Origin of the sequence: Nostoc sp. FACHB-133 (genome assembly GCF_014698055.1) — a bacterium.
Lineage (GTDB): Bacteria > Cyanobacteriota > Cyanobacteriia > Cyanobacteriales > Nostocaceae > Nostoc.
This window is the reverse complement of record NZ_JACJSH010000024.1, coordinates 13,038-34,805: the sequence shown is the minus strand read 5'-3', so window position 1 is coordinate 34,805 and position 21,768 is coordinate 13,038. Positions and strand designations below refer to the sequence as shown.

17 protein-coding genes are annotated in these 21,768 nt (G+C 48.3%); all 17 read right to left on the bottom strand.

From position 1 onward, the window contains the following. Positions 1-7: 7 nt before the first annotated feature. The 17 genes from H6G86_RS20010 to H6G86_RS19930 all read right to left on the bottom strand — a co-directional run bounded on the left by H6G86_RS20010 (position 8) and on the right by H6G86_RS19930 (position 21,628). Positions 8-5,989, bottom strand: coding sequence for an AAA family ATPase (locus H6G86_RS20010; protein WP_190935768.1), 5,982 nt, complete (start codon positions 5,987-5,989; stop codon positions 8-10). 584 nt (positions 5,990-6,573) lie between these two features. After that, positions 6,574-7,953: an epoxide hydrolase family protein gene (locus H6G86_RS20005; protein ID WP_190935767.1), complete on the bottom strand. Its 1,380-nt coding sequence runs from the start codon at positions 7,951-7,953 to the stop codon at positions 6,574-6,576. 53 nt (positions 7,954-8,006) lie between these two features. Further along, the gene (locus H6G86_RS20000) at positions 8,007-9,062 is read right to left on the bottom strand and encodes an alpha/beta fold hydrolase (protein ID WP_190935766.1); all 1,056 of its coding nucleotides are present in this window, start codon (positions 9,060-9,062) and stop codon (positions 8,007-8,009) included. Between the two features lie 122 nt (positions 9,063-9,184). Further along, on the bottom strand, positions 9,185-10,120 hold the full coding sequence (locus H6G86_RS19995; RefSeq protein ID WP_242064872.1) for an SDR family NAD(P)-dependent oxidoreductase: 936 nt from the start codon (positions 10,118-10,120) through the stop codon (positions 9,185-9,187). A 60-nt stretch (positions 10,121-10,180) separates the two neighbouring features. Next, entirely contained in the window at positions 10,181-11,272 is a 1,092-nt protein-coding gene (locus H6G86_RS19990; protein ID WP_199338355.1) for a thioredoxin family protein, read from the bottom strand. A 43-nt stretch (positions 11,273-11,315) separates the two neighbouring features. Further along, positions 11,316-12,335, bottom strand: coding sequence for a nitrilase-related carbon-nitrogen hydrolase (locus H6G86_RS19985; protein ID WP_190935765.1), 1,020 nt, complete (start codon positions 12,333-12,335; stop codon positions 11,316-11,318). Positions 12,336-12,744: 409 nt separating this feature from the next. Beyond that, positions 12,745-13,434, bottom strand: a complete 690-nt coding sequence (locus tag H6G86_RS19980) for a VOC family protein (protein WP_190935764.1) — start codon at positions 13,432-13,434, stop codon at positions 12,745-12,747. A 48-nt stretch (positions 13,435-13,482) separates the two neighbouring features. After that, a complete protein-coding gene (locus tag H6G86_RS19975) occupies positions 13,483-13,668 on the bottom strand; it encodes a hypothetical protein (protein WP_190935763.1) in 186 nt (61 codons plus the stop codon). Between the two features lie 111 nt (positions 13,669-13,779). Next, positions 13,780-14,106, bottom strand: coding sequence for an NIPSNAP family protein (locus H6G86_RS19970; protein WP_190935762.1), 327 nt, complete (start codon positions 14,104-14,106; stop codon positions 13,780-13,782). Between the two features lie 81 nt (positions 14,107-14,187). Next, positions 14,188-14,898, bottom strand: coding sequence for an SDR family NAD(P)-dependent oxidoreductase (locus tag H6G86_RS19965; protein WP_190935761.1), 711 nt, complete (start codon positions 14,896-14,898; stop codon positions 14,188-14,190). A 245-nt stretch (positions 14,899-15,143) separates the two neighbouring features. Next, positions 15,144-16,010, bottom strand: a complete 867-nt coding sequence (locus H6G86_RS19960) for an oxidoreductase (RefSeq protein ID WP_190935760.1) — start codon at positions 16,008-16,010, stop codon at positions 15,144-15,146. Between the two features lie 85 nt (positions 16,011-16,095). After that, positions 16,096-16,665: a DsbA family protein gene (locus tag H6G86_RS19955; RefSeq protein WP_190935759.1), complete on the bottom strand. Its 570-nt coding sequence runs from the start codon at positions 16,663-16,665 to the stop codon at positions 16,096-16,098. Positions 16,666-16,868: 203 nt separating this feature from the next. After that, positions 16,869-17,138 (bottom strand): response regulator transcription factor, encoded by a 270-nt coding sequence (locus H6G86_RS39585; RefSeq protein ID WP_190935758.1) that lies wholly within the window; start codon positions 17,136-17,138, stop codon positions 16,869-16,871. 320 nt (positions 17,139-17,458) lie between these two features. Continuing rightward, positions 17,459-18,211: an alpha/beta fold hydrolase gene (locus H6G86_RS19945; RefSeq protein ID WP_190935757.1), complete on the bottom strand. Its 753-nt coding sequence runs from the start codon at positions 18,209-18,211 to the stop codon at positions 17,459-17,461. Between the two features lie 197 nt (positions 18,212-18,408). Then, the gene (locus H6G86_RS19940) at positions 18,409-18,873 is read right to left on the bottom strand and encodes a lipocalin-like domain-containing protein (RefSeq protein ID WP_190935756.1); all 465 of its coding nucleotides are present in this window, start codon (positions 18,871-18,873) and stop codon (positions 18,409-18,411) included. A 147-nt stretch (positions 18,874-19,020) separates the two neighbouring features. Next, positions 19,021-20,100 (bottom strand): NAD(P)H-dependent flavin oxidoreductase, encoded by a 1,080-nt coding sequence (locus H6G86_RS19935; protein ID WP_190935755.1) that lies wholly within the window; start codon positions 20,098-20,100, stop codon positions 19,021-19,023. A gap of 577 nt (positions 20,101-20,677) precedes the next feature. Beyond that, entirely contained in the window at positions 20,678-21,628 is a 951-nt protein-coding gene (locus H6G86_RS19930; protein ID WP_190935754.1) for a condensation domain-containing protein, read from the bottom strand. Positions 21,629-21,768: the final 140 nt, after the last annotated feature.

The window sequence follows — 21,768 nt, the reverse complement described above, 5'->3', positions numbered from 1 at the left end:
CCTTCGATTAACTTCGATTAACAATGACAATAATTTCTGTTCCTTGCCCTAGTTGGCTCTCAATTCTCAATTGCGCTCCAATTCGCTCTGCCCGTTCGCTCATTCCCAACAATCCGAATCCGCCAACAGAAGGAATGCTACCTACGCCAAAGCCTTGTCCATTGTCTTTTATGCACAAACTACATTGTGCATCTGCATACACTAACTCAAGGCGAATTTCGTCAGCTTTTGCATATTTAATTGCATTTGTCAATGCTTCCTGCCCAATTCGCAGTAAGTTATTCTCCACTTCGGCTGGTAAGGGATAGGCTGTACCCTGAATTTCGTAAATCAAAGCAGTATCATCGGTAGCAGATCGCATTTGCGTCACGAGGCGCTTGAGGGCGCTAGATAAATCGCCTTCCTCTAACAACTGAGGGCGGAGTGCTGTGACTGAGCGACGAGCCTCAGCCAGCCCGATTCTTGCTAATTCATCGATCATGTCCAGATGTGCCTGTGTTGCTTCTAAATCATCCTCTAGCACTTGGGTTGCTGCACCAACTTGAACCAAAATGCCTGTAAACGCTTGAGCCAGCGTATCATGAATTTCGCGTGCCATGCGGTTGCGTTCTTCTAAAATCGAGGCTTCTTCAGCACGTTTGCGTTCAAGCAGTGCAGCGTTTCGCTGTTCGCTGATGTCTGTGATTAGCCCATAGTATCCTTTCACTTGACCATTGACATCGAAATCAGGGATGAAGGAATTACTGATATATTTCTTGCCAAACACACAGGAAATTTCTGTCTCATAGGTTGTGATTTGCCCTGCCAGTGCTTGATTGATGTACGGTTGTACAACTTGATAAGCCGCCTCACCCAAGTTTTCACAAATATGCTTGCCCAAAATCTCACCTCGGCTACGGTGAAACCATTCCTCATAGGTGCGGTTGGCAAACCGATAACGCTGGTCTGCATCTATATATGTGATACAAACAGGTAGAGCATCTGTGATCACTCGTAATTCTTGTTCTCGGTCGCGCAATTCGGCTTCGCTTTTATGTAAAGCTGCTGTTCGTTCTACAACCTGTTGTTCTAAGGTGCGATTGTAATCGGCTAACAGTTGCTCGGCTTGTTTTCGCTCAGTAATGTCTTGAAAAGCAGCGATCGCATAAGTCACATTGCCTTGTTCGTCAAAGACTGGAGTTCCCCATGCCTCAATGGGAATTGTGGTGTTGTTGTGGTAAAGTTCTATATCATCAACTCTAGTATGTTCGCCCCTTAACGCTCGGATAATTGGCATTCTCTCAGTTGGATATTTTTGATCTGTTCCAGCTAGATAAGTTTGATAAACCTCTGTAAGTTCATTGAGTGTCAGAGAAGGATCGATATCTTTAGCCAATAGCTGAGTTGCTTGCTGGTTGAAGTAATAAGGGTGACCCGATGTATCTACAACTGCAACACCGACTGGAATTGCTTCCAGAAATTGAGTCATCTTACTTTCGCTCTCACGCAGCTTTGAGTAGAGTCTAGCATTTTCGATGGCAATGGCTGCTTGGGTTGATAATAGATGTAAGACTTGCGATCGAGTCGGTGTAAAAGCTCCAGTTGCTAATTGATTTTCTAAATACAACACGCCAACAAGTTTATTTTGATTCAACAGCGGCAAACAAAGAAGTGATTTCGTTTGGTTATGCTGAATATATGGCTCGTTGATGAAATTACCTTCACGAGTTGCATCATTTAAAATGATAGATTCATGAGTCCGAATCACATACTGGATAATTGATTCAGGCAGGTGATTTTTAGTTGGGAGCGATTGCAGCACTCGCGTAGCATCAACACTTTCAACATCAGCTAGTTTACAAGAAGCTTCAATTAGCCATTCTCCGGAGTTTTCCAAAATCAAAAACCCTGTTTGTGCGCCAGCATTCTCAATTAAAATCTGCATTAAGGAACGGAGCAGACGATCGAGTTCAATTTCACTCGAAATCGCAAGGGAAGCTTTCATCACTGTAGCTAAATCAAGAGTGACACCTGAGCGATTAGAGGTGGTTCCTGAAGTAGCGCGGATTGACGTACCAGACCTAGCTGACGGTTGAGTCAATAGCTGTGGATACCGAGTTTCTAAATCGTTTACTTTTGCAGTGGCTCCCCATCGCTCATAACAGTAGTGAGCTTCTTTCATGTAGGTTTGGGCAATCTTTGACCTACCACGTTCTAGATAAAATTTGGCGGCTAACTCATAAGCTAATGCCTCTTCCTGGATAAATTCGTTTTCAGCAGCACCAAATATGGCTTGTTCATAAAACTCCTCGGCTTCCAGAACTTGCCCTAAAACTCGCGCTTTTTCTGCTTCGACTAGATAAAATTTGTGCAAATAATTCATGGGGGCATAATCCGCCCACTTTTGCATCTTTTCTTGGTTGATATTAACGCGATTTAGCCAAGTTTCTTTTTGCGATTCCGCAGCATGAGTCAATCCACTCAAATATGCCAGAGAATCATAGAAATGGAATAGAGGTACAGCTATTAATGCTGTTACCCCATCTAAATACTGTTCTGCCTTAATTGCATTCTGTACAGCTTGATGGTACTCACCGAACAGATAACATAATATCAGTTTATTCAAATACAAGTAGTGAATTTCCGGTCTATCATTGGCTTGAATAGCAGATGGTAGCGATCGCTCTTCATTGTATGCACAACCAATTAGACGGCTGGGATTTTCAGATATATCTAGCAAGTTAAGGACTGTTTGCCACAATATTGCAGTCCAATTCAAGGGATTTTCTCGTCTGATTTGACTGATAGCTTGACTGTAGGTTGTTATTTTGTGTTCCAGTTCTGTAAGTTCCTGACCTACAAAATATGAGTGGCAACACACGTTATATGCTGCATAACCAGCAAATTCAAAGTCTCCAGTTTCCACGCCGTTTTTATAAGCATCAATCAGAATTGGTAGTGTTTCTTTAATATGTTCTTTCCAGTGGATTACATGAGTACCTAATACTTCCAATGCCTGAGTATTCTCTTTCTTGGCATTTAACTTTTCCATCAAACTCAAACTCAATTTTCCGAATTGATAGCCAAGTTCAATGTCTTGAACTACTCCACACAAAATTAGTCCGTAAGCAGCATAGCTAAGTGGCGAACAGGTAGCATTACCATAGTTGATTGATAAATTCACCATTTTGCATACAATCAACACCATCAAAGTTGGTGACACCATAAAAGCAGCAGCAACAACACTCGATAAGATATATATTGCTGCCAGTGGTTCTGGTGCAGTCATCTTCGGCAAACTAATAAAATCTTTGATTTCTCGGTCAGCTAATAATGAAGCAGTTTCTTCTAATCCTCTTTGAACATCCAACTGACTGGGAGTTTCTACTATGTTTACTTCCAATAGCCTCAGTACTTCCAATCCAATTTTCAGTGCTTCTTGAGGATTGCCCTGTGACAAACAAGCTTGAATTCTGCTATCGTAAACTTTCACTTTGTCAATCACTGTCTTAGCACAGTTTAGTACGACTCCTACTAATTGCTCCATCTGGCTGAAGTGACCACTGAGGTACGCCACCGTTGCTGCTTTTGAGTTCAAAGCTAGAGTTAGGTGATACTCATTCTCCCAACTCTCTGCACTCAAAAATTTCAGTCCCATATTGAAATAATTGAGAGCAGCTTTGTAGGCTGTTGCTGCCTTTGCTTTCTGACCTGCGCTTAAATTTAAGCTAGCAATTTTATTGCGTTCGAGTTGATCTGTAACCAGATCAATCCCCTGATTCAAATTATCAACAATTTCAAACAGCCTATCTGTTATCTGCTTTAGGGAATTATTTTCCAGCAGCTGACGACCTATTTGTAAATGAACAACTTGTTTGTGCGCCTCATCAATTAAAGCGTATGCTGCTTGCTGAACGCGATCGTGCAAAAACTTATATTCTTGAACTAACAAGTTTTCATCTAATTCAGATAGAGGTTGAATTAATCCAATTTGTATTGCTACTAGTAAATCTTGGAAAACTATTTTAGATGATTTCTCACAAATAATCGATAACGTATATAAATCAAATTCGGCACCAATGCAAGCAGCTAACTGAAGGATGTGGCGTGTGTCATGTGGTAGTTTTTCTAACTTATTCAACAGTAAATCTACAACATTATCAGTAATGTTTTGAGCTTGAATCTGAGCAATATCCCACTGCCAACATAAGTTTTTTGCATCAAAGGTTAGCAGATTTTCGCCATGCAGCATTCGCAAGAATTCACCGACAAAAAAAGGATTGCCTTCGGTTTTATGCAGCACTAACTGAGCTAAGGCAGTAACGTTGTCTGTATTTTGATGCAGCGTTTCGGCAATCAACTGGTTCAACGGCTCCAGCGTTAAGGGTGTCAGAATTATCTCCCCAATCACTGCGCCTTGTTTTCGCAATTGCTCCAAAGTTAATATCAGTGGATGGGTTGGATTTACTTCATTGTTTCGATAAGCTCCAATTAAAAACAGAAATTGGGTTTGCTCATCCAGCAACAACAACTCAATTAACTTCAGTGTTGCTGAGTCTATCCATTGCAAATCATCTAAAAAAATTACAAGCGGGTGTTCCTTTGAACAAAACACCCGCACAAACTTTTGAAAAATTCGATTAAAGCGGTTTTGAGCTTCAATTGCTCCAACTTTCGGTACGGGCGGCTGCTTGCCAATGATCAGTTCAACTTCTGGGATTATATCAATAATGATTTGTCCATTGCTTCCCAAAGCAGTCAATAGTTGTGATCGCCACTGTTGAAGTTGCTCATCCGGTTCACCCAGCAGTTGTTGCACCAATTTTTGCAAAGCATCTGCGATCGCACTGTAAGGAATATTGCGCTGAAATTGATCGAATTTACCCCAAATAAAATAGCCGCGCTTTGCGGTGATTGGTTTATAAAGTTCCTGCACTAATGCTGATTTCCCAATTCCCGCATAGCCAGAAACCAGCATCATTTCGACTTTAAATGTTGGGTTGCTAGTTTGTACCTGTTCTGAAGTCTTTTCTGCACAGTCTCGTGAAGAAGCTACGCGAACAAAAGTCGCTAGTAACCTTGCAACTTCCTGATCCCGTCCATAAAGTTTTTGGGGAATTTGAAACTGATCCCAAATATCTAATAGACCCAGTTGAATGCTATTAATTTGCCCGATTTTTTTTAATTGGTCAGCACAAATTTCTAAATCTGCTTTGATACCCCAAGCACTCTGATAGCGATCCTCTGCATTCTTTGCCATTAGTTTCAAAACGATATCTGAAACTGCTTTGGGAATCGTTGCCTTCAGTTCATGAGGCGGAACAGGTGATTTGGCAAGATGACAATGGACAAGTTCAAGAATGTCTTTTGTGGCAAACGGTAACTGTCCAGTGAGCAGTTCGTAGAACGTTACGCCAAGGGAGTAAAAATCAGTACGATAATCAAGCAAACGGTTCATGCGTCCGGTTTGCTCTGGAGATAGATATGCAAGAGTGCCTTCTAGAACATGAGGGTTTTTGAAGGTTGGATTGGTACGGTTAAATCGAGTAGCAATTCCGAAATCAATAAATTTAACGACCTCAGTATCTAGATTGAAGACAATATTGCTAGGGTTGATATCTTTATGAATGACACCAGCAGCATGAATTCTGCCCAGAATACCTGTGAGTTTAATGGCAAGGGATAGAAAAGCTGATAAGGACATAGGGCAGAAATCTGGACGCTGCTGTATCCATCGTTCCAGAGACTCTCCACCGAAATCTTCTAAAAGAATAATGAGTGTGCGCTGATATTCCTGCTGGCTGTACGCCTTGACAACTCCTTCCAGGTTCAGGGAGCGGGTAATTTTATATTCCTGTCTGTAGCGGGTTAGTTCTTGAGGAGAGGGATAATCAAGCTTTAGCATTTTTACGGCGATCGCTACTCCGTCGTCTCTGATGCCCCGGTACACTAGAGAATTGGAACTTTCGTATATCTTGTTTTGGATAGCAATACCAGGTAGAGCAATCATAGAGCAACTCTTTAGAGGATAATCTGGCATAACCCAAACTATACAGCAATCCAGCTATCCACATTTTTCATCTTGTGAGGTTCTATTTGGTTTTGTTCATTTCTAGTAGTTCGCCAAGTGTACTTGGCGGGGTAAAGGGAAAGGGGTAAGGGGGAAAGGGTTTAAATCCCTTAACCTTTCCCCTTTCCCCTTTCCCCTTTCCCCAGTCCTCACAAGCGCATTTTTGGGTTGGCAGACTACTAGCCAGTTGTAGAGCCTTAAGATCAATAATGCCGGAACCGGAATTGTGCTGACGAAAATCAGCGAGAAGATGGTGGGATAAATTGACCTTGAGTCAGAATCGAATGGCACTAAGAAAAGGGAAAATCGTTGAGGCAGCAGGGGGGCTCCAGGAGCAGAGGAGCAGGGGAGAAAGAAGAAATTTTAGGCATACGAACAGAAGAAATAGAAATTCCCCCCTGCTCCTTTGCAATCCTTACGCTGCCTACCATTCAGCTTAACTTAGTGCCATTCAGGTCAGAATCATATTGAGTCATCCTATTCTCCCTGTCTGCTGTTTGTCGTGTGAATCAATTGGTCTTCAACTAACGCAGTGACCCGAATGCCGCGCGGATCTCCTCAGAGAAGAGCTGCGGCTGCTCCCACGCCGCGAAGTGACCGCCCTTGTCGACCTCATGGAAGTAGTTCAGGTTGCGATAGGCGCGCCGGGTCCACGTCTCTGGAACTCGATATTGCTCCTCCGGAAATACCGTGATGGCCACCGGGAGCGATATCTCAGCGGTCTTCTGCGCGGCCGCGTTCAAGATGCTGGTGTTGTTGTTCTCCCAGTACAGCCGAGCTGACGAGACCATGCTGTTCGTCAGCCAGTACAGCGTGATATTGTCCAGCACCTCGTCTTTTGTCAGGGACTTTTCAAAATCGCTGTTGCTGCTTGTCCACTGCGCGAAGCCTGGATGCCCGAGCATCCACGCCGCGAGTCCGGTCGGCGAGTCCGTCAGTCCATACCCGACCGTCTGCGGCCGCGTGCCCATCACCACGGCGTAGGCCCGTTTCTTCTTGTTTAACGTGTCGAGTGAGTCGAAAGCTGCGCGTTCCTTCTCGGAGAGTCCCACCGGCGCGGGTCCGCCGCCGGCGAGAACCGTGGCCACCTCGGGCGGAATCGTCGCCGGCAAGTTGATGTGGATGCCGAGTAATCCTGCTGGTGCCTGGCGCGCCATCGCGCTGGAAATAGGAGACCCCCAGTCGCCGCCCTGAGCAACGTAGCGGGTGTACCCGAGGCGCTTCATCAACTCCGTCCAGGCTCGCGCGATGTGGTCAGGGTTCCAACCAGTGCCTGTCGGCTTGCCGGAGAAGCCGAAGCCGGGAATTGACGGGATTACCAGGTCGAAGGCCTCCTCCGGGCGCCCCCCGTAGGCCGTTGGGTCAGTCAGGGGACCAATGATCTTTAGCTGTTCAAATACCGATCCAGGCCATCCGTGCGTGACGATCAACGGTAAAGCGTGAGGATTTTTGGAGCGGATGTGGATAAAGTGAATGTCCAGTCCGTCGATGTTCGTTACAAACTGCGGTAAGGCATTCAGCTTCGCCTCGGCTTTCCGCCAGTCGTACTGCGTTCCCCAGTAACGGACGAGTTCCTTCATTGTCGCCAGTTGCACGCCCTGCAACTGGTCGGCGACAGTCTCCTTGTCAGGCCAGCGGGTCGCCGCAATGCGGCTGCGAAGATCGACGATCGCCTCTTGCGAGACGTGGACGCGGAAGGGATGGATGGCGTTGTCTTCGGTCGCGCTCGCTTTGCCCTCGACCTGGGTTTGTGCGCCGGTCTGGGCGAATTGCTGTGCAAGCAGGCGAGCGGGCGGTGCCAGAAACACCGTTGTCGCCAAGAGCGCGACAAGGAGGCGCGACAGGATGAAGGTACCTGCGGTGCGGGCTTTGGTTTTATAATGTACTTTTTCCAGTTTGGTCATGGTGTTTTCTCTTGGCTGCAAATTGTCCGTTCCACGACTCAGGCTAAACCCAATCAGTAACCGTCAACTTCGACGATGGCCTTGGCAAACTCCCTCGGTGCTTCCTGAGGTAGGTTGTGACCGACACCGCCCTTGACGATCCGATGTGCGTATTTGCCGGAGAATTTCCTTGCGTAGGTACTGGCATCTGGGTGGGGCGCACCATTGGCATCACCTTCAAGAGTGATGGTGGGTACGGCGATCGCGGGGGCTGCGGCGAGCCGCTTCTCAATCTCGTTATACTTCGACTCGCCAAAGGCGAGTCCAAGCCGCCAGCGATAGTTATGGATGACAATACCGACGTGATCTGGATTGTTAAAGGATGCGGCGCTACGCTCAAACGTCGCGTCATCGAAGTGCCATTGCGGCGAAGCAAGCTGCCAGATGAGCTTGTTAAAGTCATGCCGGTATTTTTCGTAGCCAGCGCGGCCCCGCTCCGTGGCAAAATAAAATTGATACCACCATTCGACGAGTTCGGCCTGCGGCGGTAGCGGTGTCTTGTTGGCTTCAAGGCTGCCGATCAAATAACCACTTACGGAGACGAGAGCCTTGCAGCGTTCAGGCCAGAGGGCCGCGATAATATTGGCTGTTCGCGCCCCCCAATCATAACCAGCAAGGATCGCCTTCTCGATCTTGAGCGCATTCATCAGTGCGATAATATCGACAGCGATCGCCGACTGTTGCCCATTGCGGAACGTCTCGCTCGAAAGAAAGTGCGTTGTGCCATAGCCCCGCAGATATGGGATGATCACCCAGTACCCCGCCGACGCTAACAAAGGAGTGACATCGATATAGCTGTGAATGTCGTAGGGCCATCCATGCAGAAGGATGACCGGACGACCATTCGCGGGGCCCGCTTCGGCGTATCCGACATTCAGCACACCAGCATTGATCTGCTTGAGTGAGCGGAACGACGTGGTTGTCCTCGGCTTAGTCATGTCCAGAACGGCTGATTTTGTTTTGCTCGATTGTGCGAGCGCAGAAGCGAATATACCTAGCTGTGTAGTAGCAATGGTCATGGCCGCAATGCCCAAAAAGCGGCGGCGTTGATAGTTGATTTTTTCGGACATTTATCTTCTTCCAATTGGATTCAACTCAACTTGCTTGTCTTCCGACGACAAAACTCTATCCAGGAGATTCCACCAGAGAGTCCAGCCCAGACGAGGCCCAGACACTACGAGCGACCTGCCCCTTAAGCCGTGGCTTCACTAAGCGTGAATTCAGCGGCGTGCAATTTTACGAAGTCGTACATGCTTGTCGGCGTCTTGCCGGTGAGCTTGAACAGGTCATCCGTTATGCGGTCATACCGCCCCTGCATGTGAAGTTCGGCCATCACCGTGAGGTGGTTGAGGAGATGTGTTGGCACTCCAAACTCACGAAGCATATCCGTCCACTCGGAGAGCGGCACGTTACGATAGCGGATAGTTCGGCCGAGTGCCTCGGAAAAGACGCGTGCGTAGTGGTTCAGATCGGCCGACTCAAATCCGGTCAGATTGTAAACATGACCAATGTGTGGGGCAGGGTCGTCGAGGATCACAGAAACGGCGCGCGCCACATCCACAGCCGAGATCGGCGAGGTCTTGCTGTTACCCAGCGGCACCGCCAGTTCGTCGCTGTCCCGGACTCCAGCAGCGGCGAGACGCAGGAAGAAGCCTTCGAGAAAGACCGTCGGTCGCACCGTGACGACTGGCAGCCCCGACCACGCCAATGCCTGTTCTGCAAGCCAGTGCAGCTTGTGCTGGGGACTCGGGGTGGTCTCGGTGATGCTCATCTGCGTCACCGTCATCTGCGACATGTTCACGAAAGCCTCGACCCCGTGGTGGCGCGCCACCGCAGCGGTATTGACCGTGGCTTCGAGATAAGCCGCCGAGACCGACATTCCGAAGTAGATGCGCGCAACACCTTCGATCGCGCGGTGCATCGAGGTAAGGTCGGTCAGATCGCCCTGCACAACCTCGGCACCGAGCTGGCGCAGACTTTCAGCGCGTTCATCCTCCCGGCGAACTAAGGCACGCACCTTATGCCCTTTGGCGAGCAGCATTGCAGTGAGGTTGCGGCCGATCGCACCGAGATCGCCAGCCGCTCCGGTCACGAGGATTGCGCTATCATGTGTGGATTTCATCGTCATATCATTTACCTTGCGTTCACTTTCTTGTCGCTCGTTGCAAAGGCGTATCTGTTTGCGTTATCAGCCGAACGTGAACGCAAAAGCCTCCACCCCAGAATCCAGAAATTCAATCTCGAACTGTCGGTCGCTGATGGGCTTTGGCTGTCGCATCAGTTGGTACAACCGTTGTTCGGTAGCCGTGCCTTCGCCTCGCACATCGATGTCAAGTCCGCGAGCCGCGACTGCCGGCAGCCCATCTACAAGCACGCGGAACCGCACGGATGTTCCTGGCTCGGCCGGCCCCATGACAAGATGAAGGTCGCGTGCGTGGAAGCGGTACGCGATTCGCCCGCCGGATTTGTTCAGTACAATGGCTTGTTTTCCGATTGTCCAATCGCCCGAAAGCGCCCATTGATTAGGTTTCAATTGCGCGGGGGCGGTATATAAATGACGCTTGTTTAACACCGCGCCACCGGGAGACGCAAAATTCTCCGTTCTTTCGTAGCCGAGGTAGTTTTCAGGCGATTTCAGGCTGCCCCAATCGGCGGCGGCTTCAAAACCGCGAGCGTCGACTTCGACCATTTCCTGACCGACATGGCCAGTTCCGGACTCAGACAGTAGCTGTTGAATGACCCTTTCCGATTGCTCGTACTCGCCCTCGCCGAATTGGTGATGACGAATGCGTCCTTGCGTGTCTATAAAATAAAGGGCTGGCCAATAATGGTTCTCGAAAGCGCGCCACACCGCATAATCGTTATCCACGGCGATCGGGTAGTCAATTCTCATTTCCGTCAAGGCTCGGCGGATATTATCGATATTCTTCTCGAATTCAAACTCGGGCGTGTGCACACCGATCACGGCTAGTCCGTGATCCTGATACTTCTCGGCCCACGCGCGAACATAAGGGAGGTGGCGCAGCCAATTGATGCAGGTATAAGTCCAGAAATTGATGAGTACAACTTTTCCGCGCAGTTCGTCAACCGTCAACGGCTGCGAATTGAGCCATGCGATCGCGCCGACAAGAGAAGGCAGTTCACCTTCAATCAGTAACTCAGCCGTTGCCGACGTAGTATCCTGTTTGGTACAGCCGAACATGCCGAGCTGGGTAGCAGCAATAGTTTTAATCATGGTTGTTAAAAAGTAGCGGCGATTAGGATTGATTGTTTCGGACACGTGCTGACCTCTGTGCAGTTGCGTTTAGCTAGGTACGGTGGAATTAGAGGATCTCGACGATCCTCTCCTCGTCAAAGGCTGCGTGCATAGCCTCGACCTTCGGGTGTACGGTGCGCTCATGGACGGGTGACGCGGGTGTCCGATCGATCAACAAGCTGAGTAGTTCGGGGCGACTGTAATGACCCCGTGCGTCCATGAGCCGCTTGCGGGCATCGATTTGGGCAAAGTCAAGATCGGCAATCACTTCGCCTTCGCCCGCTTTGAGAGGCTCGCCGATAATCTGGCCGTCCGGATTCACAATGGCAGTGAAGCAGCCGCCAGAAATCGGCTCGATCGCGCAACCCGTGTCCTTCATGATCTGAGCCTGCTGATCGGCATCCAGCCACGCGGTCGCACAGACGACAAAGCAGGCGGATTCAAGGGCGTGCTGGCGGACGTTAATTTCCGCTTGCTCTGCGAACAGCGGGCCGGCGAACGATCCGGGATACATCGCCGAGTGAATTTGCTCACCATCGGCGATCATCGCATACCGTGCCAAAGGATTGTTATGCTCCCAGCAGGCAAGTTGTCCGATCCGCCCAACGGCACTATCGATGGCGCGCAGGCCCGAACCATCACCCTGACCCCAGAGTATCCGCTCGTTATAAGTCGGCGTAAGCTTGCGGCGGCGCTGAATCAGCGTCCCGTCTGCGTCGAAGAGAAGCTGCGTATTGTAGATCGAGCCGCCGTCGCGCTCATTGACACCGATCGAAACGACCATGTTTGCTTCCTTCGCGGCTTCGGCGATCGCTCGGGTTTCAGCAGACGGCACCGTAACCGACTCTTCAAGCAACCGCAGATGTTCCTTTGCCAAAGCGAACGGGGCTAGCACATAGGAGAAGTAGGGATAATAGGGAATGATTGTCTCGGGAAAGGTTGCGAACTGAACGCCCTGTTGACCCAGCTCATGGATCTTTTTCACGACCTTCTCGACAGTACCCTCCCGGCTATACAGCACAGGACTAATCTGCACGGCGGCGGCTTTAACGATCGCACTGTTAAGGATATTTTTAGTCTTTTTCATTGTTTTAAAATTTTACTGTTTATGTTAGGTAATAAATTATCTCCGGTAACAGTGGGTCTCCTAATCTGATACGGAGCGAAGGAACGCTGCCGACACATCTACGCAGGTTTCAAAGTAAGGCCGCGGACGGGGGGCGGGAGCCAGACCCGTCCACGGATTCGGGTTCAGCACAGCGACCTGAACGCTGTCCTGAGTTCCTGAGCAAAAATCGTTGGCTTCGTAAGCCTCTGCCGCTACCTAGTAGTCTGCCAACCCAAAAATGCTAAGTGAGGACTGGGGAAAGGGAAAAGGGAAAAGGGTAAGAGATTTAAACCCTTTCCCCTTTCCCCCTTACCCTTTACCCCGCAAAGTTCACTTGGCGAACTACTAGTCGCCGACGGACTTAGCAGGTGTGGCAACTTTGACCGCATCATTTGGAAAGAACAGTAAAAATATCCTCCATGTAACGATCGGCGGCGACGGCGGCCTCTTCTGGACTGCTGCCGTTCTGACGCGCGCTCAGGTAGGGCGCATACCAGTCCCACCAGTGGTGCTCGGCGTGTGTCTTCTCGTAATGGTCGTGGTGCTCCGCCGTTTCACGGAGGATATCTGCAAGGGTTGGAACATCTGTGGCTCGTGCCTGCGTTAACTTCCACTCGCGGCCGGGAAGTCGCTCCTTAATCTCCTGGAGCAGCCAGCTGTTTCCGTCCGGATCTTCGAATGAGGCAAACGAGAAGTAGGAACGACCTTGCGGGTCGCGCCCGCCAACGCGCGGGTTCTCCACGGTGTTGTTGAAGGGGCCGCCGGCATAGTGGAAGATTTCGCTCACGTTGACACCGCGAGCGATCAAGTTTTCGCAGGCGGCGTCGAGGTCGTCCACGGCGAGAACCAGGCTGTGCGCCGAGCCAGGATTGTCCGGAGTGACTCCCTTGCCGAAGATGATCGAGGCTTCGGAGTTGTTCGGCGTCATCTGCACGCCGCGGAAGTCGCCCTCCGCCATGTCGATGTCGAGCCGCCAGCCAAGATTCTCGTAGAATGCCTTGGCGCGGTCAACGTCGGAAACGCTGAACACTACAACTTCGAGTTTCATGTTTGGACTGTTTACGTGATCGCTGCTCATTTTGTTCTCCTTTCGGTTGGTAAGTTTGATGTTCAAATTGGTTACTTTTCATTCTTCTGCGATCGCCTTTGGCGGGCCGGGCGCTCCAGCCCAAACGAGGAGCAAGGGTGCAGGGGTGCAGAGGGGAATTTCTATTTCTTCTGTTCGTATGCCTAAAATTTCTTCTTTCTCCCCTGCTCCTCCGCTCCTCTGTACCCCTGCTGCCTCAACGATTTTCCCTTTTCTTAGTGCCATTCGTTGGGGGGGTTAGATCAGCGGGATGCTTAGTTTGACTTGTTGTTGCTTCACTCATGATTGTTACTCTCCAATGGCGTTGAAATGGACTGGTCAAACTTTTTGATATCTTCACTTCATTGAGGAAAAGGCGGTCGGTGCCAGCAACTCGTTGCTGATGTTCTGCACGAGTTGCCCGTCTTTCTCAGTCTCGCTGCTGATCGCGATCCATTCGGGGTCGGCGAGGAATGCGTTCCAGCGCTCCTGGCGTTCAGCCATGCTGTTCCAGGCAAGCATATAGGTAAGCTGTTGATTGCTCTCGCCAACTAACGTTGTCCAGAATCCAGCCTGACGGATGCCATGCTTTTCCCAAATCTGTAATGTATGGTTCTGGAAGCGCGACAGCAACGCGGGTAGTCGTCCGGGTATGGCGTGATAAATGCGTAATTCGTAGATCATGCCTGTGTTCTTTTAAAAGCTAAACGGTTGAGCAACTCTGGTTGAGAGCGTCAGAGTCATTCTTCTTGGCGCAAGGTGGTGTCAGTGACCCGCACTCTGACCACCATCGACGTGAAGAATTTCGCCTGTCACAAAGTTGGCTGATTCGAGGTAGAGGATTGCATCAACGATGTCGGAGATTTCACCCATACGACCGATCGGGTGCAGAGCATCGAGCTGTGCATGGGTTTCGACAGGATGCATTGGCGTCTTGATAGTACCCAGTGCGATCGCGTTCACCCGGATACCGCGCCTGGCATACTCGATCGCCAGCGATCGGGTCGCGGCATTCAGTCCGCCTTTTGTGAGTGATGCGAGTACAGATGGTACGCCAGCGATCGGGTTGTCAACTAGGCTCGTCGATATCTGCACAACATGACCGCTACCCTGCTTCTCCATTTCTGCGATCGCGAGTTGTGTCATGTGAAAGAAGCCAGTGACGTTGGTGCCCAGATATGCCTCGTAGTCTGCCTCAGTGTATTGGGTAAATGGCTTGGCGATGAAGATGCCCGCGTTGTTGATGAGCGTGTCGATGCGCCCAAAGCGCGACACGCCTTCGGAAATCGCACGCTCGGCGGTTTTTCGATCGGCGATGTCGCCCGGCACTGCGAGAATTGCATCATCGTCCGATGGCTCGATCGAGCGCGAGGTTGCGACCACCTGGTAGTTGCGATCGCGGTACGCCTTGACAAGGGCTGCGCCGATGCCCTGCGATGCGCCGGTAATAACAGCGACTTTCTGTTCAGTACCCATATAAAACTCCTTTATGCTTTTGAGGGGTTGGTGAAACGAGGGACGAATTTATTGAACAGCACAGTGCAATTGCAGCGTGTTTTCAGCCATAGAACTTACCCATTGACAAAATTTTAGTTATGTGGTGTTAGCTATAGGAGATAAGACATAAATCACCTCAACTTAAAAAAGTTTTGAACCTAAAGTACATAAGTGTCTTCATAGTTATCATTATCCTTTGGAGATAATGTGGGCTTTGTTGTAGGTCAGGCTATGGTCAAAGCCGCTATGCGGTGGTCATGGTCAGTGCTGGTAGCGACTGGCAGCCATGCTTCGATTTCCTGTGCCATTTTCGCGGCGTTGCTTTGATACATCGCGATCGTGTCCTTCCCGACGGGTAAATGCAGCGGTAGACGTTCTGTATTGGCGAGTTGAAGAATCACCTGGGCAAACTTTTTCGGATCGCCAGGTTGGTTCCCATGTAGCGCATCGGCTCCGTTCCGCATGGAACCTACTGTTGCCTGGTAATCGGCGATCGTGGTTTTAGCGGCGACATAGGACTCAGTACTCAGGAAGTCGGTCGTAAAAAGACCGGGAGCCACTACCGTGACGTGGATGCCGAGTGGTGCCAGTTCGACCGCTAGCCCTTTAGAGAGACCTTCGACCGCAAACTTAGTCGACCCGTACAATCCCCAGCCCGGAACTGCATCATAGCCAAATAAAGACGAGATATTGATGACCCGCCCAGACTTTTGCTGGCGCAGGTACGGCAACACGGCACGAGCCACGTTCAGCAACCCAAACACGTTGGTGTCATACTGTTTACGAACTTCGACATCCGTGGCTTCTTCGATCGCAGTAACCATGCCAAACCCGGCATTATTGACTAAGACATCAACCCGGCCGAAACGGGCAATGCCTTGCTTGACAGCCTGTTGTACCTGGTCTTCCTGGGTGACATCCATCTGCACAACGTACAGATCCGGGTGGTTGTGCAGAGTAGCGGCCAGTTGTGCGGGCTGACTGCGAACCGTCGCTACTACCTGGTCGCCCGCTGCCAGGGCTGCTCTGGCAATTTCTAACCCAAAGCCCCTGGAGGCTCCGGTAATGAACCATACTTTCTGCATTTTCATCGTGTATCCTCGTTTTAGGTGTTTCGGTAGTTCTTTGAGCAAAAATGCAACTTAATCGTTCTGCTTTGAATTGTGTAATAAAGGATCAAAGCACTCCATTACTTGCAGCGATAATGGCTGCCATCAACTGCTCCATGTCCCAACGGTCGCAATACTGAATTCCATTAATAAACAAAGCTGGTGCAGTTACTACTCCACTTTGCTGACCACTTGCGATATCTTGATTGATGCGGTCAACATGAACTTGTTTGAAGATATCCTGCAAAAATTGGCAGATGTCGAGACCTAGATCATTGGCATACTCAACGAGATAGCCGTTTCCCAATGCCTCTTGATGGGTGAGTAGCATCTCGTGCATCTGCCAAAACTGACCTTGCGCTCCTGCTGCTTCTACTGCTTCTGCTGCCTTTTGTGCTTGAGGATAGATTGAATGTTCGATAAAGTGACGAAACACTACACAAATCGAATTTTTCTCAGTCAGCCCGGAATTGAAATCTTGCCCAATTGCCTGAATCAACTGATGCATTTCCCGGAACTGAGGACATTGGTAATTTCCATATTCCACGAGTATGATCGGGGCATTGAGCATCCCCTGATAGCGATCGCGTTCGGAAGGTGGAACAAAAAGTTGATTAAAATTACTATCTTGATTCATCAGATACTGTATCAAAAAGGATTTCTCACAGCATCAAGGGATTGGCATGACTCCTATCTGTGATTCCTCCCGACTCCGTTTTTTCTATGTATTTAGCTTATGAAACTAATTCAGCTTTGTCGCTAACTCAGAGTTGAGTAATTGAAGTGATGAAACAACAGTTGCTGACTATCTTTAAAACTAACCCTCAACCGAACTTAAGTTCAGTTCTCATTGCTTTCACAACTTGGCAAGTCCTCGCTTAAGTGCGTTGGCGTTGGCGTAGCCTCTCGTAGAGAAGCCTTGCCGTTCGCGTAGCGTCTCCGACAGGAGAAGGCATCGCTCACGCCTAACTTGCTCAGAATTCGGTTGATGTGAAATTTGACGGTACTTTCAGTAATATTCAAAGCCGCAGCAATATCGTGATTACCCAAGCCACGCGCCATCTGGCAAACAACTTCTTGTTCTCGCTCGGTTAACTCTGGAATGTTCATCCGTTGCACTAGTAGTTCGCCAAGTGAACTTGGCGGGGTAAAGGGTAAAGGGGAAGGGGGAAAGGTTTCAAATCCCTTACCCCTTCCCCTTTACCCAGCCATCACGCAGCATTTTTGGGTTGGCAGACTACTAGTTTGGCAGCGACTTCGGAAGGGATATATCTCTAATTAGGGTGTCCAGCCCTGCTGTTTGCTTTTCCTGGTTTGTTTCAAGCGATTGCGATAAGAACTGCAAAACTCGTCGGTTGAACTTTTCTGGATTCTCGATGAACGTGAAATGTCCGCCGCCTTCAGCCGCTTCAAAGATTTCCAACTCAGAGTTAGGAATGCTTTGATTGATTCAGACCTGCGATTGCCACGGAATAATACTTTTTCTGCCACCAATAATCAGGGTTGGCTGACGAATCCTGACAATTTGATCGCGCCAGTCCGTATGAAGATGGTTGTATAGCAGCGTCGTAACGATTACCTACGGTAGGTTTCGCCAACGCCCGTGGCAAGCGTTGATTGCACTCGACGATCCACTCGAACTGTTCGGTTGACATCGCTGGTGTGACCATTGAAGTCAGGATGTTTCGAGTCAGTTCCTCGGCGTTGCCATTCTCTAAGGTGTGTACTGCTGCATTGAGTTGTTCAGCAGTAAAAACTGTCCCGGACTCTGCTATTTCTTGAGCGTTCCAATGCGATCGCAACGTTCCCAGTGGCGATTGATCGACCAACACTAACTGATCAATTTCATCTAAGCCGAATAGGTCGAGATAGCTCCAGATGATGGCACATCCCATTGAATGACCTAGTAGATGCGGCTTTTCGAGTTGCAGAGCGCCGATCAATTCCTGAATATCTTTGGATAGGCGAGAGATTCGATAACCGAACGATACTTTTTCTGACTCACCGTGTCCTCGCAAATCGACTGCGATCGTATGATAATGTTCGGCAAAAACAGGAATTTGATATTTGAATTGTTCCGCAGACTGCGACCAACCGTGAAGCAGCACGATTGGTTTTCCTCTACCCGCACTGATGTAGCTCAATTGGTCACCATCGGACGTTTTAAATGTTTTTCTTTGCATGTTGTCCTTTCCTCGCGCCAATTGGATTCCAAAATAAAGTTGCAAAACTTCATCCTGCTGTAAGACAGAAGCCCTTAAAAAAGCAAACGAGATTTAGTGTCCATATTGGTTATTTGATTTGGAACAGTGAAACTTGCCGAGTTAAGCTATAAGTTAGAAACGGCTTGAAAGTGCTTAAATCTTGATTCAAAGAGTAGTTAAATGCGCTCCCACACCAACTCGAAAACTGTTTCACCGCCATCACTCAAAACTGGCGGCGTCGAGAGCGTTAATCGGCTCTCACTCAGAGTAAAGGTGCGAACCAACGTTTTGCCAACCCGATTAGGAATCGATGCAATTTCGATTTGGTGAGTTACTGTGTTGCCACTTAACGTATAAGTTCCAGCGTAAGCATTGAATGTTGTGAATGCTTGAGCAAGCTCTTCAGTAGATAGGGATTGCATCTCTGGCCTGAACGGCGATTGAATCTCTTGACTCAGCGATGACCGTTCGCTCCTGGAAAACATTACCATTATGTGACCATCCAATGTGTAGGTGATGTAGCCAACGGGATGTGTTCCATACACCTCTGGATTAATCGTTCCATGTGAGTGAATGGCGATCGCAGAAATTAACTTCCAAATGCCAATCAGAGGATTATTGGGAATCGATGGTGTAGACATAATGTTCAGTCGTTGCTTTGTAGGTTTCCGCTCTTAGTAACGATTTTCCCTTTTCTTAGTGCCATTCATTCATGTACTCTGGTTCGCCTGTCTTAAGTACTGCAAGCGGTTGTTCAGAGATAGACTTTGGTCTGAACTCTTAACTTATTATTTGAGTTGTAAAAAAGCAGTTACGGCAAGAAATTCTTGTATCATTTTTTCGATCAGCTCACCTGCCGGAAGAGCTTCAGCTAATGCTGCTCCCTGCCCTGCCCACATACTGACAAAATCTGGACTTGATTGTTGAGCAGAAGTCTGACGCAAAACCCGCCCTATAGACATCTGAGCCGGGAATGGCAGTACCTTGTCCTTGTGATTCTCCATTTCACGTATAAATCGATTTCGGATTGCTCTGGCGGGTTTGCCGGAAAATACTTCAGTAATCACCGTGTCTTCGTCCTTACACTTGAGTACCGCCTGCCTATAGACTTCTGGGATATTGTTCTCAGGGCAGGCGAGAAAGGCGGTTCCCATTTGTACCCCGCTTGCCCCAAGTGCAAATGCAGCAACGATTCCACGAGCATCCATGATTCCGCCCGCTGCAACTACCGGAACCGATACCGCATCAGCTATTTGCGGCACCAATGCTGCTGTTCCAATCAATCCGTGTTCATAAGGCACCGCAAAGGTTCCGCGATGACCTCCGGCTTCAAAGCCCTGGGCTATGATGACATCGACTCCTGCAACGACTAGAGCTTTTGCTTCACGGACGGTCGTTGCGGTTGCTAATACAATTGAGCCTATAGCGTGTATCTCCCGAATTGCCTCGATTGGCGCTGGCCCAAAGTGGAAACTAAAAACAGGTACTTTCTCCTCAAGCAGGACAGTAAATTGATCTACAAATGGTCCTAGTATCGGTATTGGTTCGGGCACAGGTCCAGCGTCAAGTTCGTTGTGCCATTTTGTTAATAGCTCAGACATCGGTGTTTGCTGCTCAGGCGTAAGTTGATACGCTTCAACAGCTGGGGCAAACAAATTAACTCCAAAGGGTTGGTCTGTCAAATCTCGAATTTGCCTGATAATGGAGCGAAGTTTGACTGGTGCGGTGGCCGCCCCGCCATACGAGCCAAGACCTCCTGCATTAGAAACAGCTGCAACCAACTCAGGTGTGGAAGCGCCAGCCATCGGAGCCTGAATTATGGGATGCGCGATTTTGAGCAAATCTATCAGTTCTGTCTTAGGCCACATAAGTATCTCCCACGCTTGCTAATAGAAGCAAAATATAAGTCTATAAATGATTGAAGCCTGTGAAATTTAGGAGCTTTAAACTCAAAATGAGCCGTACAAAAAAGCTATGCCAAGTAGCTTATACCTTAAATTGGTACATTTAATTTCGACTCTCCAAGTTTTTCAGGGGCAAAAAGAGTGATTTCTGTAATGCTTAACCCAGTAGACTTTCAACTTTAGTGTAAGTTTTGTTTCTGTTACCCCCCCGTATGCGATCGCCCTGTAGCCCGACGACGCCAACAGAGGGGCGACATCGGCAAATTTTAATAAGCTGATTATGTACAAGCCGCTATCAATATATTTTCTGCAATCCTCAACAGAGATTTTAACGGAATACGACTAACATGCACGAGGCGCATTGACCCGTTAGTTGTTGTAACCCCAATTGTTTGATCGCCCTTGTAACCCGATAAAGCTAAGGGTCCCCAAATACCTTCCAGTTTTAAAGCTCCAAAATCAGTTTGATAAGGAAAGCGACCAAGATTTGTTAACATTATTTCCCTGGCAACGCCTTTTTGTAACAGGTTGGAAACTTCGATTACATCCTTTGTGTTAAAGACTCGCTGGCTGGCAATTTCAATATTAGTTTTAATGCTTTTTCTCTTTTGCTAAATCGGGCCATATCCCAAAATGCCGATTCAGTTTGTTCAGGATAAATAATTGTTTTTGCAACAATATATTGAGCAATATTATCATTGGTACCCAGTGCTTTCCTGATAGAAGCCGGCGATACTAATCGGATTGGTATATTCTTCCAATCCTTTTCTATTTCTCTTCCCGCCATTACAAAAGCCGCACATAGTGCTCCATGAACGGTAGTATCTTCCGCTTTGCAACGATTAGAAAGCCGCAAAGTAAACTCAGAAGATAACTGCAATCGCTCAATAAAGGGCATTACTTCTTCTCTTCGGATAAAAACAGGCTGATCTTTTAAGCTATCTAATAAAAAGCTTCCACTATCCACCTTCTCATAGTAATGATTGGTAATACCAAGCAAATTATCCGATGAATCAGGTGCTTCCAATGACAAAAGTTGCTGCCCGCCAAGTGACTTTAATAAATCATTGATGATGATTAAACCTGACATTCCATCACCTATAGAATGGTGGGATGCAAAAATAAATATACTCTTTTGCCCTTGCTGCACTAAGACTGCACGCACTAATGGTGCCTGTGTGGAATCAAATGGCATTGATAGTTCCTTTTCGAGTTCTTCCTCCCAACGATAATTTACGTTTTCCTCTACTACACGCAAAGGGATCTCTGTTCCATTTTCATGTTGAAAACATGGATATACAAACCCATTATTTTTAATATAAACTGATAAAAATGGATGCTGATGTTGTAATGTATTGAGAGCCTCTTTCCATTCACTAATTGTTTTTGTCCCAATAATTTCTGCTGCGATAACGAAATGTACCTGGCTTGCTTGGTCGAGCAACCAAAATATTTTCTCCATTGCCCCAAGAGACCTGTTAATATTCTTCATAGGTACAAGTAATCCTATTTAAATAGTGAATAATTTTGTGTTGTAAATTTGTTTACCGACTGTGATTTCCATCCGAATAGGCTTTGTTGCATGAACGATCGCCTAATGGGTAAGGGTTTGAGCCTCTCAAGATGTTAAAG

What these genes read in the sequence shown, in the direction of transcription:
- H6G86_RS20010 (WP_190935768.1), bottom strand. Translation starts at nt 5,989, where the DNA reads ATGATTGCTCTACCTGGTATTGCTATCCAAAACAAGATATACGAAAGT.
- H6G86_RS20005 (WP_190935767.1), bottom strand. Translation starts at nt 7,953, where the DNA reads ATGACCAAACTGGAAAAAGTACATTATAAAACCAAAGCCCGCACCGCA.
- H6G86_RS20000 (WP_190935766.1), bottom strand. Translation starts at nt 9,062, where the DNA reads ATGTCCGAAAAAATCAACTATCAACGCCGCCGCTTTTTGGGCATTGCG.
- H6G86_RS19995 (WP_242064872.1), bottom strand. Translation starts at nt 10,120, where the DNA reads ATGACGATGAAATCCACACATGATAGCGCAATCCTCGTGACCGGAGCG.
- H6G86_RS19985 (WP_190935765.1), bottom strand. Translation starts at nt 12,335, where the DNA reads ATGAAAAAGACTAAAAATATCCTTAACAGTGCGATCGTTAAAGCCGCC.
- H6G86_RS19980 (WP_190935764.1), bottom strand. Translation starts at nt 13,434, where the DNA reads ATGAGCAGCGATCACGTAAACAGTCCAAACATGAAACTCGAAGTTGTA.
- H6G86_RS19975 (WP_190935763.1), bottom strand. Translation starts at nt 13,668, where the DNA reads ATGGCACTAAGAAAAGGGAAAATCGTTGAGGCAGCAGGGGTACAGAGG.
- H6G86_RS19970 (WP_190935762.1), bottom strand. Translation starts at nt 14,106, where the DNA reads ATGATCTACGAATTACGCATTTATCACGCCATACCCGGACGACTACCC.
- H6G86_RS19965 (WP_190935761.1), bottom strand. Translation starts at nt 14,898, where the DNA reads ATGGGTACTGAACAGAAAGTCGCTGTTATTACCGGCGCATCGCAGGGC.
- H6G86_RS19960 (WP_190935760.1), bottom strand. Translation starts at nt 16,010, where the DNA reads ATGAAAATGCAGAAAGTATGGTTCATTACCGGAGCCTCCAGGGGCTTT.
- H6G86_RS19955 (WP_190935759.1), bottom strand. Translation starts at nt 16,665, where the DNA reads ATGAATCAAGATAGTAATTTTAATCAACTTTTTGTTCCACCTTCCGAA.
- H6G86_RS39585 (WP_190935758.1), bottom strand. Translation starts at nt 17,138, where the DNA reads ATGAACATTCCAGAGTTAACCGAGCGAGAACAAGAAGTTGTTTGCCAG.
- H6G86_RS19945 (WP_190935757.1), bottom strand. Translation starts at nt 18,211, where the DNA reads ATGCAAAGAAAAACATTTAAAACGTCCGATGGTGACCAATTGAGCTAC.
- H6G86_RS19940 (WP_190935756.1), bottom strand. Translation starts at nt 18,873, where the DNA reads ATGTCTACACCATCGATTCCCAATAATCCTCTGATTGGCATTTGGAAG.
- H6G86_RS19935 (WP_190935755.1), bottom strand. Translation starts at nt 20,100, where the DNA reads ATGTGGCCTAAGACAGAACTGATAGATTTGCTCAAAATCGCGCATCCC.
- H6G86_RS19930 (WP_190935754.1), bottom strand. Translation starts at nt 21,628, where the DNA reads ATGAAGAATATTAACAGGTCTCTTGGGGCAATGGAGAAAATATTTTGG.